25 protein-coding genes are annotated in these 20,254 nt (G+C 52.6%); 17 read left to right on the top strand and 8 right to left on the bottom strand.

What is annotated here, in order from left to right; all coding sequences use genetic code 11:
• Positions 1-48: 48 nt before the first annotated feature.
• Both D8M41_RS10975 and dapF read left to right on the top strand, forming a co-directional pair.
• Entirely contained in the window at positions 49-1,206 is a 1,158-nt protein-coding gene (locus D8M41_RS10975) for an acyltransferase family protein (protein WP_006889008.1), read from the top strand.
• A 45-nt stretch (positions 1,207-1,251) separates the two neighbouring features.
• Positions 1,252-2,211, top strand: a complete 960-nt coding sequence (gene dapF / locus D8M41_RS10970) for a diaminopimelate epimerase (protein WP_006889014.1) — start codon at positions 1,252-1,254, stop codon at positions 2,209-2,211.
• 48 nt (positions 2,212-2,259) lie between these two features.
• Here dapF and D8M41_RS10965 read toward each other — a convergent pair whose 3' ends face one another.
• Positions 2,260-2,877, bottom strand: coding sequence for a class I SAM-dependent methyltransferase (locus D8M41_RS10965; protein WP_037233180.1), 618 nt, complete (start codon positions 2,875-2,877; stop codon positions 2,260-2,262).
• Here D8M41_RS10965 and D8M41_RS11600 point away from each other — a divergent pair.
• Genes D8M41_RS11600 through D8M41_RS10955 form a run of 3 tightly spaced genes read left to right on the top strand, consistent with a single transcriptional unit; the run spans position 2,863 to position 6,718 of the window.
• Entirely contained in the window at positions 2,863-3,012 is a 150-nt protein-coding gene (locus D8M41_RS11600; RefSeq protein WP_153269378.1) for a hypothetical protein, read from the top strand. The two genes, D8M41_RS10965 and D8M41_RS11600, sit on opposite strands and share 15 nt — an antisense overlap.
• A gap of 23 nt (positions 3,013-3,035) precedes the next feature.
• Positions 3,036-4,688 (top strand): GTPase HflX, encoded by a 1,653-nt coding sequence (gene hflX, locus D8M41_RS10960; protein ID WP_126927051.1) that lies wholly within the window; start codon positions 3,036-3,038, stop codon positions 4,686-4,688.
• Positions 4,689-4,708: 20 nt separating this feature from the next.
• Positions 4,709-6,718 (top strand): ATP-dependent DNA helicase, encoded by a 2,010-nt coding sequence (locus tag D8M41_RS10955; protein ID WP_174232432.1) that lies wholly within the window; start codon positions 4,709-4,711, stop codon positions 6,716-6,718.
• Between the two features lie 162 nt (positions 6,719-6,880).
• On the opposite strand, the gene D8M41_RS10950 is transcribed toward D8M41_RS10955, so the two are convergent.
• Both D8M41_RS10950 and lexA read right to left on the bottom strand, forming a co-directional pair.
• Entirely contained in the window at positions 6,881-7,249 is a 369-nt protein-coding gene (locus tag D8M41_RS10950) for a VOC family protein (RefSeq protein ID WP_126927033.1), read from the bottom strand.
• A gap of 104 nt (positions 7,250-7,353) precedes the next feature.
• A complete protein-coding gene (gene lexA, locus D8M41_RS10945; protein WP_006888969.1) occupies positions 7,354-8,037 on the bottom strand; it encodes a transcriptional repressor LexA in 684 nt (227 codons plus the stop codon).
• A 375-nt stretch (positions 8,038-8,412) separates the two neighbouring features.
• Here lexA and D8M41_RS10940 point away from each other — a divergent pair, with 375 nt between their 5' ends.
• From D8M41_RS10940 to D8M41_RS10920, 6 genes are all read left to right on the top strand, one after another.
• Complete coding sequence (locus D8M41_RS10940) at positions 8,413-8,967, top strand: LysM peptidoglycan-binding domain-containing protein (RefSeq protein ID WP_161970784.1); 555 nt, start codon at positions 8,413-8,415, stop codon at positions 8,965-8,967.
• Between the two features lie 122 nt (positions 8,968-9,089).
• Positions 9,090-9,785 carry an imidazole glycerol phosphate synthase gene (locus D8M41_RS10935; RefSeq protein ID WP_126927050.1) on the top strand — a complete coding sequence of 232 codons (696 nt, stop codon included), beginning with the start codon at positions 9,090-9,092 and terminating at the stop codon, positions 9,783-9,785.
• A gap of 6 nt (positions 9,786-9,791) precedes the next feature.
• The gene (locus D8M41_RS11715; protein WP_023132820.1) at positions 9,792-9,965 is read left to right on the top strand and encodes a hypothetical protein; all 174 of its coding nucleotides are present in this window, start codon (positions 9,792-9,794) and stop codon (positions 9,963-9,965) included.
• A 10-nt stretch (positions 9,966-9,975) separates the two neighbouring features.
• Positions 9,976-10,809 carry a HisA/HisF-related TIM barrel protein gene (locus tag D8M41_RS10930; RefSeq protein WP_126927031.1) on the top strand — a complete coding sequence of 278 codons (834 nt, stop codon included), beginning with the start codon at positions 9,976-9,978 and terminating at the stop codon, positions 10,807-10,809.
• Positions 10,806-11,699, top strand: a complete 894-nt coding sequence (locus tag D8M41_RS10925) for an SseB family protein (protein WP_126853970.1) — start codon at positions 10,806-10,808, stop codon at positions 11,697-11,699. The genes D8M41_RS10930 and D8M41_RS10925 overlap by 4 nt, the downstream gene beginning before the upstream one ends.
• Positions 11,700-11,702: 3 nt before the next feature.
• Positions 11,703-12,206: a hypothetical protein gene (locus tag D8M41_RS10920; protein ID WP_126927030.1), complete on the top strand. Its 504-nt coding sequence runs from the start codon at positions 11,703-11,705 to the stop codon at positions 12,204-12,206.
• A 122-nt stretch (positions 12,207-12,328) separates the two neighbouring features.
• Here D8M41_RS10920 and D8M41_RS10915 read toward each other — a convergent pair whose 3' ends face one another.
• The 5 genes from D8M41_RS10915 to D8M41_RS10895 all read right to left on the bottom strand — a co-directional run bounded on the left by D8M41_RS10915 (position 12,329) and on the right by D8M41_RS10895 (position 15,627).
• Entirely contained in the window at positions 12,329-12,925 is a 597-nt protein-coding gene (locus tag D8M41_RS10915) for an SMI1/KNR4 family protein (RefSeq protein ID WP_126853968.1), read from the bottom strand.
• Between the two features lie 254 nt (positions 12,926-13,179).
• A complete protein-coding gene (locus D8M41_RS10910) occupies positions 13,180-13,563 on the bottom strand; it encodes a hypothetical protein (RefSeq protein ID WP_126853967.1) in 384 nt (127 codons plus the stop codon).
• 197 nt (positions 13,564-13,760) lie between these two features.
• The gene (locus D8M41_RS10905) at positions 13,761-14,450 is read right to left on the bottom strand and encodes a hypothetical protein (RefSeq protein ID WP_126853966.1); all 690 of its coding nucleotides are present in this window, start codon (positions 14,448-14,450) and stop codon (positions 13,761-13,763) included.
• Positions 14,451-14,647: 197 nt separating this feature from the next.
• Positions 14,648-15,058 (bottom strand): hypothetical protein, encoded by a 411-nt coding sequence (locus tag D8M41_RS10900; RefSeq protein ID WP_126927029.1) that lies wholly within the window; start codon positions 15,056-15,058, stop codon positions 14,648-14,650.
• 146 nt (positions 15,059-15,204) lie between these two features.
• Positions 15,205-15,627 (bottom strand): DUF1844 domain-containing protein, encoded by a 423-nt coding sequence (locus D8M41_RS10895; RefSeq protein WP_023132813.1) that lies wholly within the window; start codon positions 15,625-15,627, stop codon positions 15,205-15,207.
• Between the two features lie 395 nt (positions 15,628-16,022).
• On the opposite strand from D8M41_RS10895, the gene infC reads away from it, so the two are divergent.
• The 6 genes from infC (at position 16,023) to D8M41_RS10865 (ending at position 20,055) form a co-directional block, all read left to right on the top strand.
• Entirely contained in the window at positions 16,023-16,670 is a 648-nt protein-coding gene (gene infC, locus D8M41_RS10890) for a translation initiation factor IF-3 (RefSeq protein WP_219098703.1), read from the top strand.
• Between the two features lie 167 nt (positions 16,671-16,837).
• Positions 16,838-17,032, top strand: a complete 195-nt coding sequence (gene rpmI / locus D8M41_RS10885; RefSeq protein WP_004006287.1) for a 50S ribosomal protein L35 — start codon at positions 16,838-16,840, stop codon at positions 17,030-17,032.
• Between the two features lie 112 nt (positions 17,033-17,144).
• On the top strand, positions 17,145-17,528 hold the full coding sequence (rplT, locus tag D8M41_RS10880; protein ID WP_006888986.1) for a 50S ribosomal protein L20: 384 nt from the start codon (positions 17,145-17,147) through the stop codon (positions 17,526-17,528).
• A 189-nt stretch (positions 17,529-17,717) separates the two neighbouring features.
• Entirely contained in the window at positions 17,718-18,620 is a 903-nt protein-coding gene (locus tag D8M41_RS10875; protein ID WP_238693529.1) for a TrmH family RNA methyltransferase, read from the top strand.
• Positions 18,621-18,671: 51 nt separating this feature from the next.
• Positions 18,672-19,601: a cation diffusion facilitator family transporter gene (locus D8M41_RS10870; RefSeq protein WP_126853965.1), complete on the top strand. Its 930-nt coding sequence runs from the start codon at positions 18,672-18,674 to the stop codon at positions 19,599-19,601.
• Between the two features lie 4 nt (positions 19,602-19,605).
• On the top strand, positions 19,606-20,055 hold the full coding sequence (locus D8M41_RS10865) for a (deoxy)nucleoside triphosphate pyrophosphohydrolase (RefSeq protein WP_006888960.1): 450 nt from the start codon (positions 19,606-19,608) through the stop codon (positions 20,053-20,055).
• Positions 20,056-20,254 lie beyond the last annotated feature (199 nt).

The following is a 20,254-nucleotide window of genomic DNA, read 5'->3' as shown; positions in this document are numbered from 1 at the left end:
CATTAGAATTTAGGAAGCAGCTCAACTCAATAAACCCTAAGAAGACTTATGACCACACTGGAAGCCCACTCGCCGCCTACCCTGCGTGACGCATTACTGAGCCGTGAGAACTCCCTAAATTTCATACGATTAATGCTGGCGGTTGCGGTGATTATCTCGCACGCCCCATACCTGGTTCTTGGGGTGGAGGTAACTAGCGCAATACCTGTGCTGAACCTCAGCCACCTGTTGGGTGACTATGCGGTGAACATGTTTTTCTGCATCTCTGGTTTTCTGATCGCCCACAGTGCCCAGCGCGGCACCTTCGGCGGCTACCTGAAACGGCGTATACTCCGTATTTTCCCGGCCTACTGGGCCTCAATCCTGTTTGTTGTATGCATTGGTGCACCACTGGCGAACTATACCGCGCACTCAGGTAGCCCGTGGACAGCACAGGGGGTTTTGGAGTATGTGGGCCACAACTTCGACTTATTCTTCCTGCAGTATTCGCTTTTTGACGGACCCTCCCATTTGCCCTATGAAAACTCCTGGAATGGCTCGGCATGGACACTCAGCTACGAGTTCTTGGGGTACTTGGTGCTCATCCCAATCTTTTACCTGCCCGCGTTGAAACGAAATTCTCACAGGGTGGTACCCACGGTGTACCTGTTGAGCCTGCTGCCGTTTTTTATTTTTACCGCCGCTGGGGCGACAAACAATACGTTTTGGGAGGTGGCACGCCTGTACCCCATGTTTTTCGCGGGAACACTCCTGTACGTTTGGGGGAATAAAATCAGGCTCCACCCGCAGGCAGCCTTAGCGTGTTTCTTGGTTCCTTTTGCCCTGCAGTTCGTAGCCCCTAGCGTGGTGTTACAGCTTATCCAGCCCGCCTACGCGTACGGTATCTTGGCGTTGGGGGCGCTTATCCGTGTCCCGCTGTGCCGCCGGAATGACATCTCTTACGGCATGTATATCTACGCGTGGCCGGTGCAGATGATCCTGCTCATGCTTGGCAGCGAGCCGCTGGGGTGGGTGCTCAATGCACTGCTGACCATTGTCGTGACCGTGCCTATTGCCTGGTTCTCGTGGCGGTATATCGAAAAACCGGCTATGGCGTTGAAACACTGGCAGCTTATGCCCACTAAGCCCGTGGACCGCCAGACGGAAGCAGGCAGCGCCGAGGCACACCCCGTACTGGTGCAGGTAAGCACACCCCAGAAGCGGTAGAATTCTCACAGAGACACCGCACAACTACGAAGGGGCAACGAACGCATGAGCGAGAACGCATCAGCCTGGGCAGACCTTACCGGGCGCACCCTCACCAAAGGGCAGGGCACCGGTAACGACTTTATTTTCATCACTGACCCCAAAGCCGAGGCGGTGCTTGACGCCGATCTGGTGGCGCGTGTGTGCGACCGTCATTTCGGGCTGGGCGCCGATGGGTTTATTCGCGCTGCGCATACCGAAACGTTCTCTACGGGGCAGAAAATCCTGGAAAAACACCCCGAGGCCACCTGGTTCATGGATTACCGCAACGCCGATGGCACGATCTCAGAAATGTGCGGGAACGGTGTGCGCGCCTTCGTTGAGTATCTGCGCACCGAGGGGCTGATCAGCCTTGAAGTGGGAGAGCACGTGAGTATTGGCACCCGCGCCGGGGTAAAAACTGTGGCCCGCACCGACACCGGGTATGCCGTAGATATGGGCCCCTGGAGCTTTATCCACGGTGATGCCGCGCGTGAGGGCGGTGAAGACTCGCAGGTTTCCGCACGCGGGCTTAAGACCCCGCGCCCGGCTTTATCCATCTCTATGGGCAACCCGCACACCGTGGTCATGCTCGGCAGCGACGGGAAACTCGACGGCCTAGACCTAGGCGTCGCCCCGGTGATCACCCCCGCCCCGGAGAACGGCACGAATGTGGAGTTCGTGGTGCCTCTCGAACTGGAGCATGACTCCGGCGATATTGGGGTCTTAGGGGAACAGTCTGAGGTGGGAGCTATTCGTCTGCGCGTGCACGAACGTGGTGTGGGGGAGACCCTCTCCTGCGGCACAGGCGCGTGCGCAGCTGCCGCAGCCACCCGCTTCTGGGGAGGGGAAGACGCACCCGACGAGTGGCTCGTGCATGTTCCTGGAGGCACCCTCGCGGTGACCTTCGTCCTGGGCCCCGACGACCTAGAGCACGTGGTCCTCGCTGGGGGCGCACAGATGGTGTATACGGCGCAGCTGAGCTAGCCGTACCCCACGCCCCGTGCGCCTGTGTGCGCCGGGGACGGAAGCGGGTTAGGAGCGAAGAACCTCCAGCACACGGAACCCTTTAGAAGTAGCGTACCTGCTTACCGTGAACTCTCCCTCGAACCGCTCTAAGAAGTGCGCATCCAGCCATTTCTGCAAAGAATCAGACCCCAAATTCTTTTGAACCACCAGATAGGCTGCGCCACCGGGGGCTAGCCGCGGAAGCCACGTGAGCAGAATATTGTGCAGAACCTCTTTACCCACGCGAATTGGAGGATTGGACCAGATAGTATCGAAACGTAACGTGGGATCTACCTCATCGGGGGTGCTCACCGAGACGTTCTGCAGCCCCAAAGCTCGGGCATTCTGTTCGGTGAGCGAGAGCGAACGGGAATTCACATCTACCGCATGAACCTCAGCCTGCGGGGCGAGCATCGCTAAAGATAGCGCAATGGGTCCCCAGCCACACCCAATATCGAGCATATATTTCCCGTGCGGGGCAGGTGCCTGCCCCAGAAGCACAGCGGTGCCTTTGTCTATTCCCGAAGGGCTAAAAATACCGTTAGCGGTCGTTACAGAAACTTCACGACCCGCCAGCTCAACCTGAACTGTGCGCGGCTTGAACTCGGTTTCAGGGGACGAGGAAAAATAATGCTGTTCGCTCATGCCTACCAGTGTACGGGACGTATTACGCCCACGCCCCGCAGCAGCCCGCTCCTACCAGCCACCGATTCCAGCGTACTGCTTCGCTGCGGGCATGAGGCAACGGAACACCGCGACAGCCCCGCATCCGCCCGGTAGAATAGAAACCACCTATGAATTCAATGCAAAACACTGAGAACACCACAAATAACCCCGGCGAAAAACTGCCCAGTGATGAGCAGCTACGCCAAACCGTAGAACGAGTTCTGGGTCGTGCAGACGCAGCGGCCCAGACCACTATCTACCCCGAAAGCACCGGCAGTCCCGCACAACGCCGCGTGCTCGACACCCGTGCTCGAGAAATTTCCGATAATCAGCGGGAACACTCAGAATTTGACGGCGAACAGGAAGACCTCGCCGAACGCCGCGCATTACGCCGAGTCGCCGGGCTCTCCACCGAACTCGACGACGTGACCGAAGTCGAATACCGTCAGCTGCGCCTAGAACGCGTGGTTCTCGCCGGGCTGTGGACTGAAGGAACCGTCGAAGATGCCGAGAACTCCCTGCGAGAACTTGCCGCGCTCGCCGAAACCGCAGGATCTGAAGTGTTGGACGGGCTAGTTCAGCGCCGCCTCAAACCAGATCCCGGAACTTTTCTTGGGTCCGGAAAAGCCCTCGAACTCAAAGACATTGTGCAGGCGACCGGTGCCGATACCGTGATCGTCGATTCTGAATTAGCGCCCTCACAACGACGAGCCCTCGAAGATATCGTCAAGGTCAAAGTGATCGATCGTACCGCCCTGATTCTGGATATCTTCGCTCAACACGCGAAGTCTCGTGAAGGCAAAGCGCAGGTCGAACTTGCCCAACTTGAATACATGCTCCCGCGTCTGCGCGGCTGGGGTGCGTCCCTGTCACGCCAGGCAGGTGGGCGTGCCGCATCCGGTGAAGGTATTGGTTCACGCGGACCCGGTGAAACCAAAATCGAGATGGACCGCCGCCGTCTGCGTGCCCGCATGGCAAAACTCAAGCGCGAAATAGCCGCTATGGCGCCCGCCCGTGAAACAAAACGTCTGAACCGTAAACGCAACAGGGTACCCTCGGTCGCTATCGCGGGGTATACGAACGCCGGTAAGTCGTCGTTGCTGAATCGCCTGACCGACGCCGGTGTCCTAGTGGAGAACGCTCTCTTCGCAACCCTGGATCCGACCGTGCGCAAAGCACAGACTCCGGATGGCATCGGCTATACACTTTCGGACACTGTGGGGTTCGTGCGCTCGCTACCCACCCAGCTCGTGGAAGCATTCCGTTCCACGCTCGAAGAGGTAGCCGATGCAGACGTGATTCTGCATGTGGTAGACGCATCTCACCCAGACCCTGAGGGGCAGATTCGCGCTGTGCGTGAGGTTATTGCGGATTTAGATGCTCGCCGTATACCCGAGATTATTGTGCTCAATAAAGCGGATGCGGCTGATCCATTTATCCTCGAACGCATGCGCCAGCGCGAACCGAACCACATCATCGTCTCGGCGCGCACAGGGGAGGGCATTGATGAACTCAAGCAGAAGATTGCGGATACGATTCCGCGCCCTTCCATCCTGGTGAAGCTTCTCGTCCCTTATGACCATGGGGAGGTCATCTCCCGACTGCACTCGTGGGATGCCGAGATTAAACGCACCGAGTTTGTCTCCGATGGCACCTTTATCACCGCACTGGTACGTGAGGACATCGCCGCTGAGCTTTCAGAATACGTTATTAGCGGGGAACTGCTAGAGGTGCTTGAGTCGGAGCTTGCGGATGCTGCCGCAACACCGGTGGCCGCTTCGGGCAGCTAGGGGTTAAAGTGCAAGAGAGCGTGAGCGCCCCCACCGGTGCTGAACCCGAGACCCTACCGGGGGCCCAGCCTGTGCTTCGTCTGCTTGACGAGGTGATTGAGGCAACGGGTGGTCAGCGACGTGAGGGGCAGCGACTTATGGCAGCCCATGTTGCTCAAGCTTTCGAGCTTGAGCGGCATCTGCTGGTGCAGGCTGGCACGGGAACCGGTAAATCTTTGGGGTATCTCATTCCCGCACTTCACAAGGTTGGCGACAGTAACAAACCCATTATTGTGGCGACCGCAACCCTTGCTTTGCAATCGCAGATCGTGAACCGCGATATTCCGCGTCTGCTTGCGGCACTTGAACCGCGCCCCGAGTCGCAGGCCCAGGTGGCGATTCTTAAAGGCCGCAATAATTACCTGTGCCTGCATAAGCTAGAAGGCGGGTACCCTGAAGAGGAGCCCGAGGCTCTCTTCGATGCCCCTGGATCTTCTGGGGCGTCGTCTCGCCTGAGCGAGGAGGTGCAGCGTTTGCGTGTCTGGGCGGGACGCACCGAGACTGGTGATCGTGATGAAGTGCGCCCCGGTGTCTCAGATAGGGCCTGGGCGCAGGTGTCTGTGAGCGCCTCAGAATGCTTGGGACGGCGCTGCCCAATGGTTGAGGAGTGCTTCAGCGAAATGGCGCGTACCCGCGCCAACGAATCGGATATTGTTATCACCAATCACGCGCTGCTGGCCATTAATTCGTTTGAAGGGCTGGGCGTGCTGCCTGAGCATGACATTGTCATTATTGATGAGGCGCATGAGCTTGCAGACCGCGTGACCGGCGCGGTGACGGATTCCCTTTCTGCTTCCTTAATCAGGCGTGCCGCTCGCGATATCCGCAAGAGCTCCAAAGCAGACTCCAGCGCGCTCGAACAAGCCGCCGGTTCTTTAGAAACCGCATGTGAAGGTGTTTCTGAGGGCTTGATAGAAAGGCTCGAAGGGCGACTTCTGAACGCACTCGCGGCTGTAGCCGATGCCGCACGGGCGGCGCTTTCCGACTCTAAGAGCGACAATAAAGAGGCGGATGCCGGGCTTCAGATGGCTCGTTCACGTGTCTCTGAGGTACACGATGCCGCAACGCGTATGCTGGAGTCTGCCGAACATCGCGAAGTGCTGTGGTTATCACGCCAGGGTGGTTGGGAAAACGGACGATATACCGCAGCTTCCGATCAGGATCCCGCCACACTCCACGTTGCTCCTTTGAACATTGGAAGCCGTTTGCGTGAGGGGCTTTTTGAGGACCGTACCGTTATTCTTACGAGTGCAACCCTTACCGTGGGTGAATCCTTCGATGCGGTAGCAGGTGCCCTAGGGTTAGCGGGGCCGCAGGCTCCGCGCTGGGAAGGTCTTGATGTAGGCTCTCCGTTTGATTATCCGCGGCAGGGCATTATGTATGTGGCTTCCGATTTGCCCAAACCGAGCTTTGGCGTGAATCCTCAGCAGCTCGAACGATTACGCGAATTATGTGAAGCTTCTGGTGGTGGGGCTCTGGGGTTATTCTCGTCGAAGCGAGGTGCCGAGCAGGCGGCTGAATATGTACGTCAGCACACGGATTTGAATATTCTCTTGCAGGGAGAGTCCTCATTGCGGGCTCTTGTCGAGGAGTTTACTGAAGATATAAATGCTTGTCTTTTCGGCACCATGAGCCTTTGGCAGGGAGTGGATGTTCCCGGAGACTCCTGTCGTCTGGTACTGATGGACCGTATACCGTTCCCGCGCCCAGACGATCCTCTCGCTCAAGCGCGTACCCGTGCCGTGGCAGAAAAAGGCGGGAATGGGTTTATGGCTGTTTCGGCATATCATGCGGCAATCCGCATGTCTCAGGGAGCAGGGCGATTGATACGTTCCGTCCACGATCGCGGGGTAGTGGCGATCCTTGACTCTAGGCTGGCGACTCAGCGATACGGTGGGTACCTGATGCGGGCGATGCCTAACCTTTGGACCACCCAGGATAAGAATGTTGTTTTGGGTGCTTTAGAACGGCTCTATCAGAGTATTGACTAAAAGCAATAAGATACGCGGGTTTAATACACGTTGTATTCCGGTACTGGTACCGAGACATAAACGTAGCGAAGCGTCCATAGATGTAATGTGGGAAAGGGAGGGTACCGTTCGACGGTACCCTCCCTGATGTATTGTGCGTTTATGGCTGCCTATAGTAATTAGTTAGTCTATCGGGGCAACTCGGATACGGTTCCCATCTAGATCACTTGCTACGAAAGTCATCCCAAATACATCACGATGGGGCTCTTCCAATATGACAACCCCTTGTTCCACCCAGGCTTGGTACTGCGTGAGGATTTCTGCATCGGAACCCTTGAGATTTATACATACCTCAGAGGTACGTATTGAAGTTTCATGAAGAGCATTGCTTGCTCCGGTCCACAACGCTAGCGAGACTCCCGGTGCTAAATCCATGGTGACATAGCGTGGTGAGGTAAAACTGACTTCAAGATTTAGAAGGCTCGTATAGAAGGACACTGAGGCCTCGATATCCGATACATAGACAATAAAAACGATCTCACGGTCAATCATTGTGCTGTTATTCCTTTCTGGACATGAGACGGCTGAATACGCAGGAACGGAACCTCTAGCGTTGTGTCTTTTGAGAAAAACGTGCGCAGGTCAGAAGGTCCCCGTTAGATGCTTCGCAGAACAGAAACTACTTTACCCATCACCGTGGCGCGGTCGCCGAGTATGGGCTCATATTGGGAATTTCGGGGGAGTAGCCAGGTATGACCATCTACTTGGCGGAATACTTTGACGGTCGCTTCGTCGTCAAGAAGAGCCGCAACAATGTCTCCATTATCGGCGGTGTGTTGTTCACGTACAACAACCCAGTCACCGTCGCATATGGCGGCGTCGATCATCGAATCTCCTTTGACGCGCAGCATAAAGAGCTTGCCGCTGCCAACCAGCTGTTTGGGGAGGGAAAGCACATCCTCAACGGATTGCTCTGCCGTGATGGGCCCGCCTGCCGCTATGCGACCTACCAGAGGGATAGGCACCATATCCTCGTCGCTGACTTCAAAGGTAGGCAGCTCCGGAACTTTGGGCGCTTGGGTATTGGCACGTTGTTCGGAGTTTCCTGAGGCGTCCAGCACCTCAATTGCTCGCGGCAGCTTGGGGTCACGGCGAATATAACCCATTTTCTCAAGTCGCCCCAGCTGGTGCGTCACCGACGAGAGGGATGCAAGACCCACCATATCGCCGATTTGGCGCATTGATGGGGGATATCCTTTCTGCTCAATCTCGGTGCGAATAGCGTCCAAAATCTTCTGCTGGCGCGGAGTTAGGGCCGGGCGTGGGGTCTCGGGTGCCATGGGTGCCTTCTTTCCTAGACTGCGGCGCCTGCTGAAGCGACTAGTACGTGCGGCGTAGCGCCAATGGAACGATCGTTGCTCCCATTTTAGAACAAACTTCCTCAAAAACCAAACATTTATTCTAGATTTCTCGTGAAACTTCGAAGAAATTTTTAGTACACATCTACTAGAATTTGGAATAGAGATTCGATATACTCGGTTCTACCTAAGGAACACATCTTCGAAAGCAGAGGTTTGCTCATGATTGCTCATACATCCAGTGCATGTGTGCAGAGTCTTGCTGATAGCCCGCGTCCGAAGAAACGGGATGATTCGTTACTCGTCCCATCACCCCATCAACACCTTTATGACAACCAGCCAGTGAAAGGACTCGTTATGGATACCCAGGCAAGCCCCGCTATTCCTTCCGGTCTAACGGTTATTCACCCCGCCCGACGTAAATCATCGGCGGCCGTGCGACGGCTGGCTCGGGAACGCCAACAGGCTGAACGGGCACGTTCCACGCACCGCGGCGGTTCGGCTGAGAACCCGGCTCAACAGATCTCAGTGACTCAACCACCGCGTAACACTCGAGTACCTCAGCAGCAGTCTGGTGGGCGCATCTTTTCGCCCATTAAATATATTCACAGTCGTTTGGGCCGCAGGGGTATGCTCCTGCTGGGGCTGCCGTTGCTCACACTTGCGGCCCTCATTGTGCTTGGTGCCATTACCCTATTAGCGCCCCAGGGTGCACAGGCTGGAACATCACAGCAGACTACGGCAGTTACTAAGGTGGTTACTGTCAAAGCGGAGCAAACCCTATGGGATATTGCTCATGAGGCGGACCCTGAGACAGACCCTCGGGACACGATTGTGCGCATCATTAAACTGAATGATTTACAGAACACCAAGCTTCAGGCTGGTCAACGGCTGGAGGTTCCTGCACGGTGAATAGTAGCTATACGAAACATATTTTCTGGGTCGGGTGTGCAATAGCACCGTCTCAAAAGACCCTGTACCCTAGAAGTTGTGGGTCCAGTGCCTATGGTACAAAGCGATGAATCGGAGGAATGATGGCGCAGGAACAACCGGTCGTTGCGATCCTGGGGGAGCCTGGCACGTTCGGAGAACTAGCACAGGCTCTTGGACGCGCAGGGGCACAGGTTCTTGTCACTAAAACCTCCAATGAACTGTTGGACGCTGATGGCATGATTATTCCTGGCCATACAAGCTCTATTGAGACTTATCGCACGGTGCAGTCTTTCGATGCTGAACGTGTGGTGGGGCGTCGTGTGGCTGGGGGACGTCCAGTGCTTTTTGCGGGGGCAGCTTTTGGCATGTTGTTCGAGACAATGGACGATACGACTTCAGCCGGTACCGTCGAAGTTAAAGGTATGGGGGAGTGGCCCGGGCATGCCTGTAAGCTCGCTGCTGCTGGTGCCCCTCTCGGTGTACAACAGCTGGTGCCCGCACAAGAAAGTTCCCTGCTTCATAATCTGCCTGGAGCGCTGCGGTACAAGGCCGAAGACGGCGTGCTGCGGTGGGAGTTTGAGCAAAATATTGACTATATGAGAGCTCCTGCGGTGAGTTGGACACAGACTACGCCGCCGTACATTGCGGCGGTTGAGAATGGCCCGCTAACAGCAGTGCAGTTTTGTCCGATTGCATCGGGAGAGCCCGGTGAGGAGTTCATGCGCCGGTGGGTTGCCTCATTACCTGTGACGGGGCGGATGTCAGTAGTGGTTGAGAACAACGTTGAGGAGAATTAGTCGTCCATGAACCCAATGTATTCCGGTCTGATACTCATGACTGTGGGAGCCTTCTTCGCGGGTGGGGGAATATCGTTTCGTAAGCAGAAATTACCGTTAGTTGCGCAGGTTATTATGTGGCTTATCGCTCTGGCGCTTTTTGGGTACGGGGCGTATGTAGCTTTTACTTTTGGGTCATAAGGGGCTGCTCATGCACTCTCAGCATTTCGGGAAGCTTCAGCTGCTTCCCGCTGTTGATATTTCTGAAGGGCGGGCTGTACGTCCGCTGGGCGGGCAGCTGTTGGGCACTTCGCAGAGCATTGATCCCGTGGCGGCCGCCATTACCTGGTGTGAGGCCGGTGCTGAGTGGATTCACCTGGTAGATCTTGATTTGGCTTTTGGCCGCGGCACTAATACTTCTGTGCTGGAACAGGTCATAGATGAGGTGCGGGACAGAACCTCCAACCGTATAAAGATTCAGGTAAGCGGCGGTATTAAAGATCACCGCAGCATTGAGTTGGCTCTTAGCTTGAGACCAGATCGTATTAATGTCACCTCAGCGGCACTGGCACAGCCCAGTTGGCTTGAACAAGTTCTTGAGGAACATGGCGAACTACTGGCCCTTGGGGTTGATGTCCGTGATGGTGTGGTGGTTGCCCGCGGTACCGATTGGCGGGGAGACACATTGGACGCGAGTATCATGTGGCTTGAGCGTGCGGGAGCTCAACGGTATGTTGTTACTGACGTGAGCCGTGACGGGGCGTTATCTGGGCCAGGCCTTGAGCCGCTGCAACACGTGTTGGCGCTGACCGGGAAACCGGTGATAGCTTCTGGCGGGGTGGCAAACCTTAATGATATTCGTGTGCTGCGTTGTATGACAGCCCAGGGTCTGGAGGCCTTGGTGCTGGGCAAAGCCCTTTACACAGGACGCTTTACCCTTGAGCAGGCGCTACAGGTGGCACACGGTACTGCGGAAGGTGTTAGTGTGCAGGAACAACTGGCGTGGAAACCGCCAACAGAGCAGGCAGAAAGCAGCGGTGAATGAGCGGCGGAGGGAATCACCAACACCACGGTCCCCAGAGTCTTCACGGCAAGCTCCCGGCCCATATTGCCGCGCAGTTACGTAGCGCCGGTCGTAAGACAGATACCGGGGGCCAGCCATGGAAAGGTCGCAACCTTGGCGAGGGCACCTCACAGACCCACCAGTTTTATGGGGATAATGGGCTGACAGAACCTGCCCTTGGTGCAGCATTGAAAGCATTTGCAGCGGGTGAGGCGAATGAAACAACAGTGGTGGATGCTCTTCGTGAGGCCCGGGTATTTGTTCCTGTGGTAGCACAGCTATCTCAGGTACATCTTACAGCTGAGGGGCTGGTCTCAGACAAAGAAGCAGATATGGCGCTGGTGAGTATTCAATCACCAGATGGCCGTAGGGCATTGCCTGTTTTTACCTGTGTGGACTATTTGACGCAGTGGCACGCCCAGGCGCGTCCTGTGGCTGCTTCGATGCGTAAAACATCGTTGAGCGCGGTGGAAGATAATAATCAGCTGATCGTGGTGAACCCGGGGCAAGACCCCACATTTGTGGTGCGTCGACCGGCGATTTGGGCTATTGCTAAAGAACAACCGTGGGTGCCGTCATACAACCACGGGGCGGTCTCCCAGGATGTGCGCCAACTTATTCGCCTGATGCCTCAGGTTGAGGATGTGCAGTTAGCGGCAGCGGCGGGGGTTGACTCTCGTTCTGCTAAGGGGCGTATTCTGGCAGGGGGCGGTCATGGGCCAGAACTTGAGATAACGCTGGTGCTGAAACCAGGCATGACACGGGAACAACTGGACGCTACTATTACTGATTTTCAGCAGCGGCTTGCTGCTAGCGAGGTTATCTCGGAGCTAGTGGATTCGGTGCAGATAAAACTTTCACAGGCTTCATAGATAGTGGCTGCTGTGTTGGGTAAGGTGAGCGGCGTTACATCATTACCAGTGTTTAGTGTTTCAGAATTCTTGGCGTGTGGCACATTCTTCCGTGGCGTTAGTTCGGAAACACATGTTGTTAGGCTTCTACAACAACAGTGTGACCGCTCATTTGGGACTGGTGTACCCATGTACTATTTCGATTATGCAGGGTACAGTATTGCGTTTATCTGTGATGAAAATACTTATCGTCCTAAAGGCGAGCAGATTGAGGTGTATGCTCCGGAGCTGGTGCTAGATGCGGCTTTGTGCTCCATCCTAACGGTTGAAAAATTTAACCTCAGCCCTTTAAAACATGCAGCCATTGAGGAGTATTCGGATGGGGACGAGTATGTGATTTTTCTGAGAAACGGGCTGAACCTGTATTACCTCTCTAACGGTGAGCAAGGTTTTTTCCTAGCAAAAATAATAAGCCAGCACGAGCCATCCCGTATTCTGGTGAGAAAAACAATGGCCTCTGCCCGATAGCACTGCCGGGTGAGATTCACGTATAGTGGTGCTCCACAGCTCACAAGGGTGGATATATTTATTACCTAATTAAATAATTAATGAGTGAAACAAGGGAGTTGGGTACGTATAGGTGGCACTTGCTAATCCAATAAATCTGGAGTCATCCTGCTAAAGCAGTCATATAAGTTTTTACCGATTAGATAGATATTTTGTAATTTTACTTCTTCAGGCATCGGCACACCATAATCATCAATATAATCCTCTTCATCCCACTCATTTTCATGATCCCAGTAGAAAATTTGCCCGATTCTTTCCCCTTGGGTGCATAGGCATATTAAGTCACCGAACTCATTACTTGATATTGGTAGAAAGTTATCCGGTATTCTATTTTTATATTTTTTAAGTCTTTCACTCATCGGGGAGGATTGTTCACCACTCTTCACAGGTGCTATAAAAAATCCTAAACCTCCGCCACCCCATGCAATATTACCTCCAACAGGAGGAATAGCATCATCTGGATAACAATATTCAGGAAGGTTGCTGTATGGTGTTAATCTATATTCTTTTATAAGTCCTGTTTCCCCACCATATAACTCAAGGTAATCTAAATAGTCAGCAAATTCTTCTCTAGTAATGTCTAAAAATTCAGACATTGTTTCTCGAAGGGTAGGGGCTAGCGGTTCAGATGTAAACCTTGCGACTCCACCCATTTCTTCAACTAAATTCTTAATCCTCATTTTAGTATCTCTTTCGATGATTATACTCAAAGATAAATACTGCAACACCGGGGTGAAGCATCTGTATACCAGTAATGCTTCAAAGGCGATCTTTGACCTGATTACGTTTATCGTATAATAATAAAATTATAACTCAGCGTCGCCTCGGTGTAAAGATATTAATTTTCAATCTACCGTGAAGAAATAATTTTACATCGTTAATTCTGGAATTTATGTAGATATCAATAATTCCCCTCCTCCTCTAAATGTGTAATTCAAAGATTAAAATATTTCTTCTCATAAGAAATATTTATGTCATTTGCCATAATAATAAAAGGAGAAGACTCTAAATCTGTATTATTAAATCTTAGGAAAAAATAATTTTCTTGTTCCGCGGGCAAATAGGTATATTCTTTACTACTAATAATTTCTGCAGCAGTAGTGTTATTGTCAATATCTATAGTCCATGTTAAACTTCCGGATAAATATTTAGTGTTGTATAGGTCAATATTATAATTGAGATAGTAACTTGGATCGTAGCTGGCAATAATATTTAATTTGGTAAAATCAAGTGAAGTGACTTGAAAATCCAGCCAGTCAAAATTTGTTTTTATATGATTATTAAATTTTGCTATTTTATACTCTATAGATTTTTTCATTCTTTAAATCCCTACTGTGCAGTCACCGTTTCGCACGCATAGACCCATTCTTGCATATCGTCTACTCTTGAGCGAAGTCATTCCCTAAAAATTTTATTGTTGCTACAGCCTGAAACCTTCAGAAGTCCATATGTGGTATCAGCAGTGATATTGCGAGCTGACGACTAACCCCGTTCTGTAGATCGGCAACTTGCTGTTTAGGCTAAATATTTAATATAACCTTCTGGGTATTTACCTTCCCACGTATAGGGGAAATAACCTTTTAGGTAACACTTTGCCAGTGAATCAATAAAATAGTCAACTTTATCAAAGGCATAATGTTTTATGAGTATTTCTGCATCACGCATTACCTCGTCTATAAAATAAGTATAAATATTATTTTCTGCACCTAAACCAGTAAGCTTTTTATCTATCGAAGCAAATGTTTTGTCAAGAGACAGGCCTATTTTGTCCTTATTGCTTGAAGAAAAATATATTTTATTAATATTTTTCATATATTTATCTTTTAAATTCCCATAATATTTCTTATCAAGTAGACACTCTGAGAGTTTAATACCTTCAACGGGTTTTTCTAGATCAAGAGTCAGGAAAATATTTTCAATATACTCTATGCCATTTTCCTTTACGTCACCCTCTTCTTCAAGGGGAAGGTTCTTAATACTTTGTGAAAAATATGTGAGAAGCTGGGTGTGGTTATCCAGTAGGCTGTTCATTTCTACGATCAGGCCTGATCGCCGGTTGGGAACTAGTGATACGAATAAATCAATTATTTCTCTTTTTTCTAATATACTGATATTTGAGTCTGTAATACTTTTAAAGATTAGGTTCTGCGCCTTTCCTATCTCATTTACTCTGATGTATTTCTTAATTATTTCTAATTTATTCATTTTATTATCCTCTGATTTGATATGTTGGAACTATTTATTAAATTTTAACAGGAAGTGCAGAGCTCTGGTGTTGCCCGTTAAGTCTATCCAGCTCGGTACAGGGTGTACTATCGCTGCACATTCTATGAATAGTCTGGTGACGTTTCGAACGATAGGCCGTTTGAGCTACATATTATCCGTAATATATCACTCATAATTTATTGAGAATCAATCCAGTGATTTTTAATTAACCAATGTTTTAAATCATCCATGAAATAAGGGTTTATGTCCTTTAGGGATGGAAATCTTTTTTCATATTTTTTCATGGCTTTTGGGAAAAAATTATAAAACTCTTGACCTATTATTTTACGCTGTGCAGGAACATTGTTTATATAGGGTTTGTAATCTATTTCTTGTGTGACAATGTCTATGTATATAAAGTTATCACTTGAATAGTATCTGGCACCGGATTTCCATCCGCTCCAACTGTCTAAACATCTCACGCAGATCCCTATATTTACGGGAAAATTACTAAATTTATTGATTATCTTTTCTATTCCTTCTAGTTCTTCCCTGAGCTGTGAAACATGAGTCCAAGAAGGAGAGTCTGAAGTTGTCTTAAATTCCACGATAAATAATCTTTATGGATTGCACTTGTTGCTGAAGAGATACTTGTGCGGGGCAACCGCTCGTGTGGAATGCCCCGCGCTTAGAGATATAGGTAACGCAGCGACTGCTGGTTCTGGGTTGAGGTGTTATAACATGCTGCGCAGACTTAGCAGACCGGTCCAGTGAATTTTTCTCCAGGGCCCTGGCCAGGTTCGTCAGGGATAGGGGACGCTTCACGGAATGCCAACTGTAATGTGCGTAGCCCGTCGCGTAGAGGTGCGGCGTGCTGTGAGCCTATTTCGGGTGCAGCGGCTGTAATAAAGCCTGCAAGTGCTGTGATGAGTTTCCGAGCCTCGTCAAGGTCTTTGAGGTCCTCAGCGTTCTGTTCGGCACCTAATCCGCATTTGATAGCAGCGGCGCTCATCAGGTGAACGGCTGCGGCGCCAATAATTTCGATGGCTGGAACATCCGCGATGTCGCGCATTTGGGCGTTGAGGGCTTCAAGCTGTTCGGCGTCCAAATCTGTGTGTCCGTGTACCGGTTTGCCGTGCTCCGCCTCGAATGTAAACTTCTGTGTTTCGTTAGTCATGCCTCTAAGAATCTCATAGTTCACAGGGTTTATAAAAGAAACATAAGTCTCTACAGCTCTGCGCTGTGACGGCAGGTGATGCGGGGCAGAACTGGTACTTAGGGGAATCAGGGCGTTGCGCACGAAAGCAACCAGCGGTTCCCTTGTATTAGGCGGCAGCATGGGGTAAACTCTTGTACTGTTTGCAAGTGGATTGTACTCCCACCCGCATTCACCAGTTTGTTACAGTCACCGTAGCGTGGCTAAAGGGACTAAGGTCTCTAAGACTATGGTGGTCGGGTTTTAGAACGACCAACCGGTTGTAAGTGTAGCCTCCGCTTGTAACATGCGGGGGCTTTTTAGTTCCCGTCAACGGATATATTCACGGGGAAACCCACTATGTACAGGAGTTAGTCATTAGCGAACCGCGCATTAATGATCGAATCCGTGTTCCGGAGGTCCGACTTGTTGGCCCCGGCGGTGAACAGGTAGGCGTCGTGCCTTTGGCCGATGCCCTGCGCCTTGCAGAGGACGCTGAACTTGACTTGGTCGAGGTAGCGCCGAACGCAAAACCGCCAGTATGCAAGCTGATGGACTACGGCAAATACAAGTACGAAGCGGCTGTTAAAGCCCGTGAGTCCCGCAAGAAACAGGTTAAAGCCGTTCTGAAGGAAATCCGTTTCCGGCTGAAGATTGATACCCATGACTACGAAACCAAAGTGGGGCACGCACGTCGTTTCCTTTCTGGCGGTGACAAAGTCAAGGCAATGATTCAGTTCCGCGGTCGTGAACAGCAGCGCCCCGAGATGGGTGTGCGTCTACTGGAACGCTTGGCCGAAGAACTGGCTGAGGTGAGTACTATTGAGTCTCGCCCCCGCCAAGACGGCCGTAACATGGTGATGGTGCTGGCTCCGCTACGCGGTAAGGCAGAAGTACGCCGTGGACAGGGCGGCGGTGGACGCAAGGGTCGTGAACGTATTGATACGACCAAGGCAGAGCCTGTAACGAACTCGCTGGCGGACGCAATGCCCGCCGAGTTGAAAGCGCAGGCTTCCGCAGAATAGAATTCGGTGGGAACACCCCGCTGGCGCATACATGCGGCGGGGCTATAGTCCTGCGGGTTCTGAGGTATGAATCCTCACTATTTCCGTACCGTGGGGAAAGTGTCCCTTTCCTCAGTAAAACTACCCTGTGCGTATGTGCGGGGGTGATTGTAAGGAGAACGGCAGCTATGCCGAAGCAGAAGACCCACTCTGGTGCTAAGAAGCGCTTCAAGCTCACCGGCAGCGGCAAGGTTAAGCGCCAGCAGGCGAACCGCCGCCACTACCTGGAGCACAAATCCTCCCGTCTGACCCGTCGTCTGGCATCCGACCAGATCGTGACCGGTGGTCAGGCAAAGGTTGTCAAGAAGATGCTGGGTAAGTAGGCTACCGCTTACTTCTCGCTAGAGGCGGGTGCATTCCCGCACCGACGATGAAAGACTCGCTCCTACAGGCTGGTTCTGAGGCCTTGTAGGACATAAGACGAAGGAGACACACGTGGCACGTGTGAAGCGCGCGGTTAACGCGCACAAGAAGCGCCGTACTATTCTCGACCGAGCATCCGGCTACCGCGGTCAGCGTTCGCGCCTGTACCGTAAGGCTAAGGAACAGGTCACTCACTCGCTCGTTTACAGCTACGACCACCGTCGTAAGAAGAAGGGCGATTTCCGTCGCCTCTGGATTCAGCGCATTAACGCTGCATCCCGTGCACAGGGTTTGACCTACAACCGTTTCATTCAGGGGCTCAAAGCTGCTGGTGTTGAGGTTGACCGTCGTATGCTCGCTGAGCTGGCCGTAAACGATACCGCAGCGTTTAACGCCCTGGTTGAGATTGCCAAAAACAACCTGCCTGAGGACACCTCCGCGCCGAAGGCTGCATAAAAACAGTTGTTACCTCCCGTCATGTGCGGGGTAATTAAGAGCTTGAACGGCTGCCGCATATTGTATGCGGCAGCCGTTTTGCTGTACTGTGCCTTCCCGAAAGCATCACGGAAGTAACGGGCATTGGGAGGGCTTTGCCTGTACTCTTGAAGAGTGAGTTTTCTTGAACGAATCAGTTCCCCAGTGATTATGTCGAACCCTCAGGCCGATCGTGTGCGTGATATTGCGAAACTACGCACCCGTGCTGGCCGTAAACGGGGACAGTTTTTGGTTGAGGGCCCGCAGGCTGTTCGTGAAGCGCTGCATGCGCACCTGCGCCGCCCGGTGCTGGATGCAGTATACGTGACGGAAGAGGCGTTCGACCGCCACCCCGACATTGCCGAGCTATTAGAAGAGGTGCACGGCACACCCACACCCGAGCAGGGGCGCCGCGTTTTTATGCGTGTGGTGACGGACGAGGTGCTACAAGCGATGGCCGATGCTCTCACTCCTCAGGGCATTATTGCGGTGTCGTTTAAACTTGACGCCCCTGCTGGACGGTTATGGGGCGAGGGGGCGCTGAACCCGCGTCTTATTGCGGTGCTTTCACGTGTACAAGATCCGGGAAACGCTGGTACGATCCTGCGGGTGGCTGATGCCGCGGGGGCTGATGTGGTGGTGGCGTCAAAGGGCACAGTGGATTTATATAACCCGAAGACAGTGCGGGCAACAGCCGGTTCGCTATTCCATGTGCCGCTGATTCAGAGTGTTGATCTTGAAGATTTTGCGGAGGACGCCAAATCTCAGGGAATGACGGTTTTGGCCGCTGACGGGTACGGTACGGTGGATCTGCAGCAACTGGTGGAGTACTCTCTGGCACGCCCCGCTAATATCGAGACGCCCGTTCCAGCCGGGGTGAAAGGCTCATTCAACTTATCGAAACCAACTGTGTGGTTGTTTGGGAATGAGGCACAGGGGCTTAGCAGCGAGGAAAAAGCGGCGTCGTCAATGCGCGTGGCGGTTCCCGTCTACGGGGCGGCTGAATCTTTGAACGTGGGCACAGCGGCGGCCGTGTGCCTGTACGCCTCGGCGATGGCGCAGAACCGCCCCTAGTGAGCGGCATGTATTTAAGTTTTGTTCTGACTGACCGATAGATGGAGAGCTATGTCTGCCAATTCTAGCCATTCCGGTTCCGGCGCGATTATTGCGGCGCTCGTGGCAAACCTGGGCATTGCGGTGCTGAAATTTGTGGCGTTTATTCTAACTCGTTCTTCTTCAATGCTCGCCGAAGCCATTCACTCGGTGGCAGATTCAGGGAACCAGCTTCTTCTGCTAGTGGGTGGGAAAGTATCCCAGCGTGCCGCTGACGAAGAGCACCCATTCGGGTATGGCCGTAACCGCTATATTTACGCGTTTATCGTGTCGATTATTATCTTTGCCCTAGGTGGGCTGTTTGCCCTGTATGAGGGGTACGAGAAATGGCACGACCCGCATGGCATTACCGAGTGGCAATGGGTTCCGGTGGCTGTGCTGGTGGGCGCCATTCTTCTTGAAGGCAACTCATTCCGTGTAGCGGTCAAAGAATCCCGCGAACTGAAGGGAACACAAGGGTGGTTCCGGTTTTTGCGCACCTCAAAAAACCCAGAGCTTCCAGTGCTTTTGTTGGAGGATGCAGGTGCCCTTTTGGGCCTGATTCTGGCGCTCTTTGGGGTGAGCATGACCCTGCTGACTGGTAACGGGCTGTGGGATGCTGCCGGTACTCTGGCGATCGGGGTGCTGCTGGTGGTTATTGCCGTGTTTTTAGCTTCCGAAATGAAGTCGCTGATCCTGGGGGAGGCAGCAACTCCCGAGGATCTGGCAAAGATCCGCACGGCTATTGAGAACGGTGATTCTGACCGACTAATCCATATTAAGACCGTTCATTTGGGGCCCGAGGAAATTTTGGTGGCGGCTAAGATCCGCATCCACGATGCTGATACTGGTATTACTGTGGCAAACGAGATTGACGAGGCGGAGGCACGGATCCGTGAGGCTGTTCCGGCGGCACGGGTAATTTATTTGGAACCGGATGTTTATCGTCCTGCGGAGGCATAGAAGCATGATGACGCATTACCCTGTGCAGGTGGTGGGCGCGGCAATTTTCGATTCGCTTCAGTCTCCTACCCGGCTGTTGGTTGCCAGGCGGTCAGCGCCTGAGGCATTAGCCGGGTTGTGGGAATTTCCCGGCGGGAAGGTTGAGCCGGGGGAGTCCTGCGAAAAAGCGCTCGCCCGTGAGCTTGCGGAAGAGCTGGGCGTGCAGGTTCAGCTGGGGCAGGAACTTACGGGGCCGCACCCCCAGGGCTGGGTGCTGAACAATAATGCGGCGATGAGGGTTTTCTTTGCAGAACTCACGTTGGGTGAGCCTCACCCTTTACAGGACCATAGCGAGCTGCGGTGGCTTCCATTGGGGTCTGACCATAATGCCTCAACAGTGCTGAGTTTGGAGTGGATTCCTGCGGATTACCCGATTGTGGAGGCTTTATTGGCCGCGGTACATGCCGTTGGTTAGGTTTTTACACCAACGAGCTGGTGTGTTCTGTCAAATTGTTACGTCGGTTAGCTGTTTTTCCAGCGAAACTGCGGTCAGCAAGCTTGCCCTCGGCTGGGGAACGGAAACGTAACAGTATTCAAAAATACATCTTTCTATAGGTAACTTCCCCTTACTTTAAAGGGGTTATTAAAGATAGTATGAATTATTATGCTGGCGA

This window comes from Rothia sp. HSID18069 (assembly GCF_003989155.1).
Classification (GTDB): domain Bacteria; phylum Actinomycetota; class Actinomycetes; order Actinomycetales; family Micrococcaceae; genus Rothia; species Rothia aeria.
This window is presented reverse-complemented; position numbering and strand designations above follow the sequence as displayed.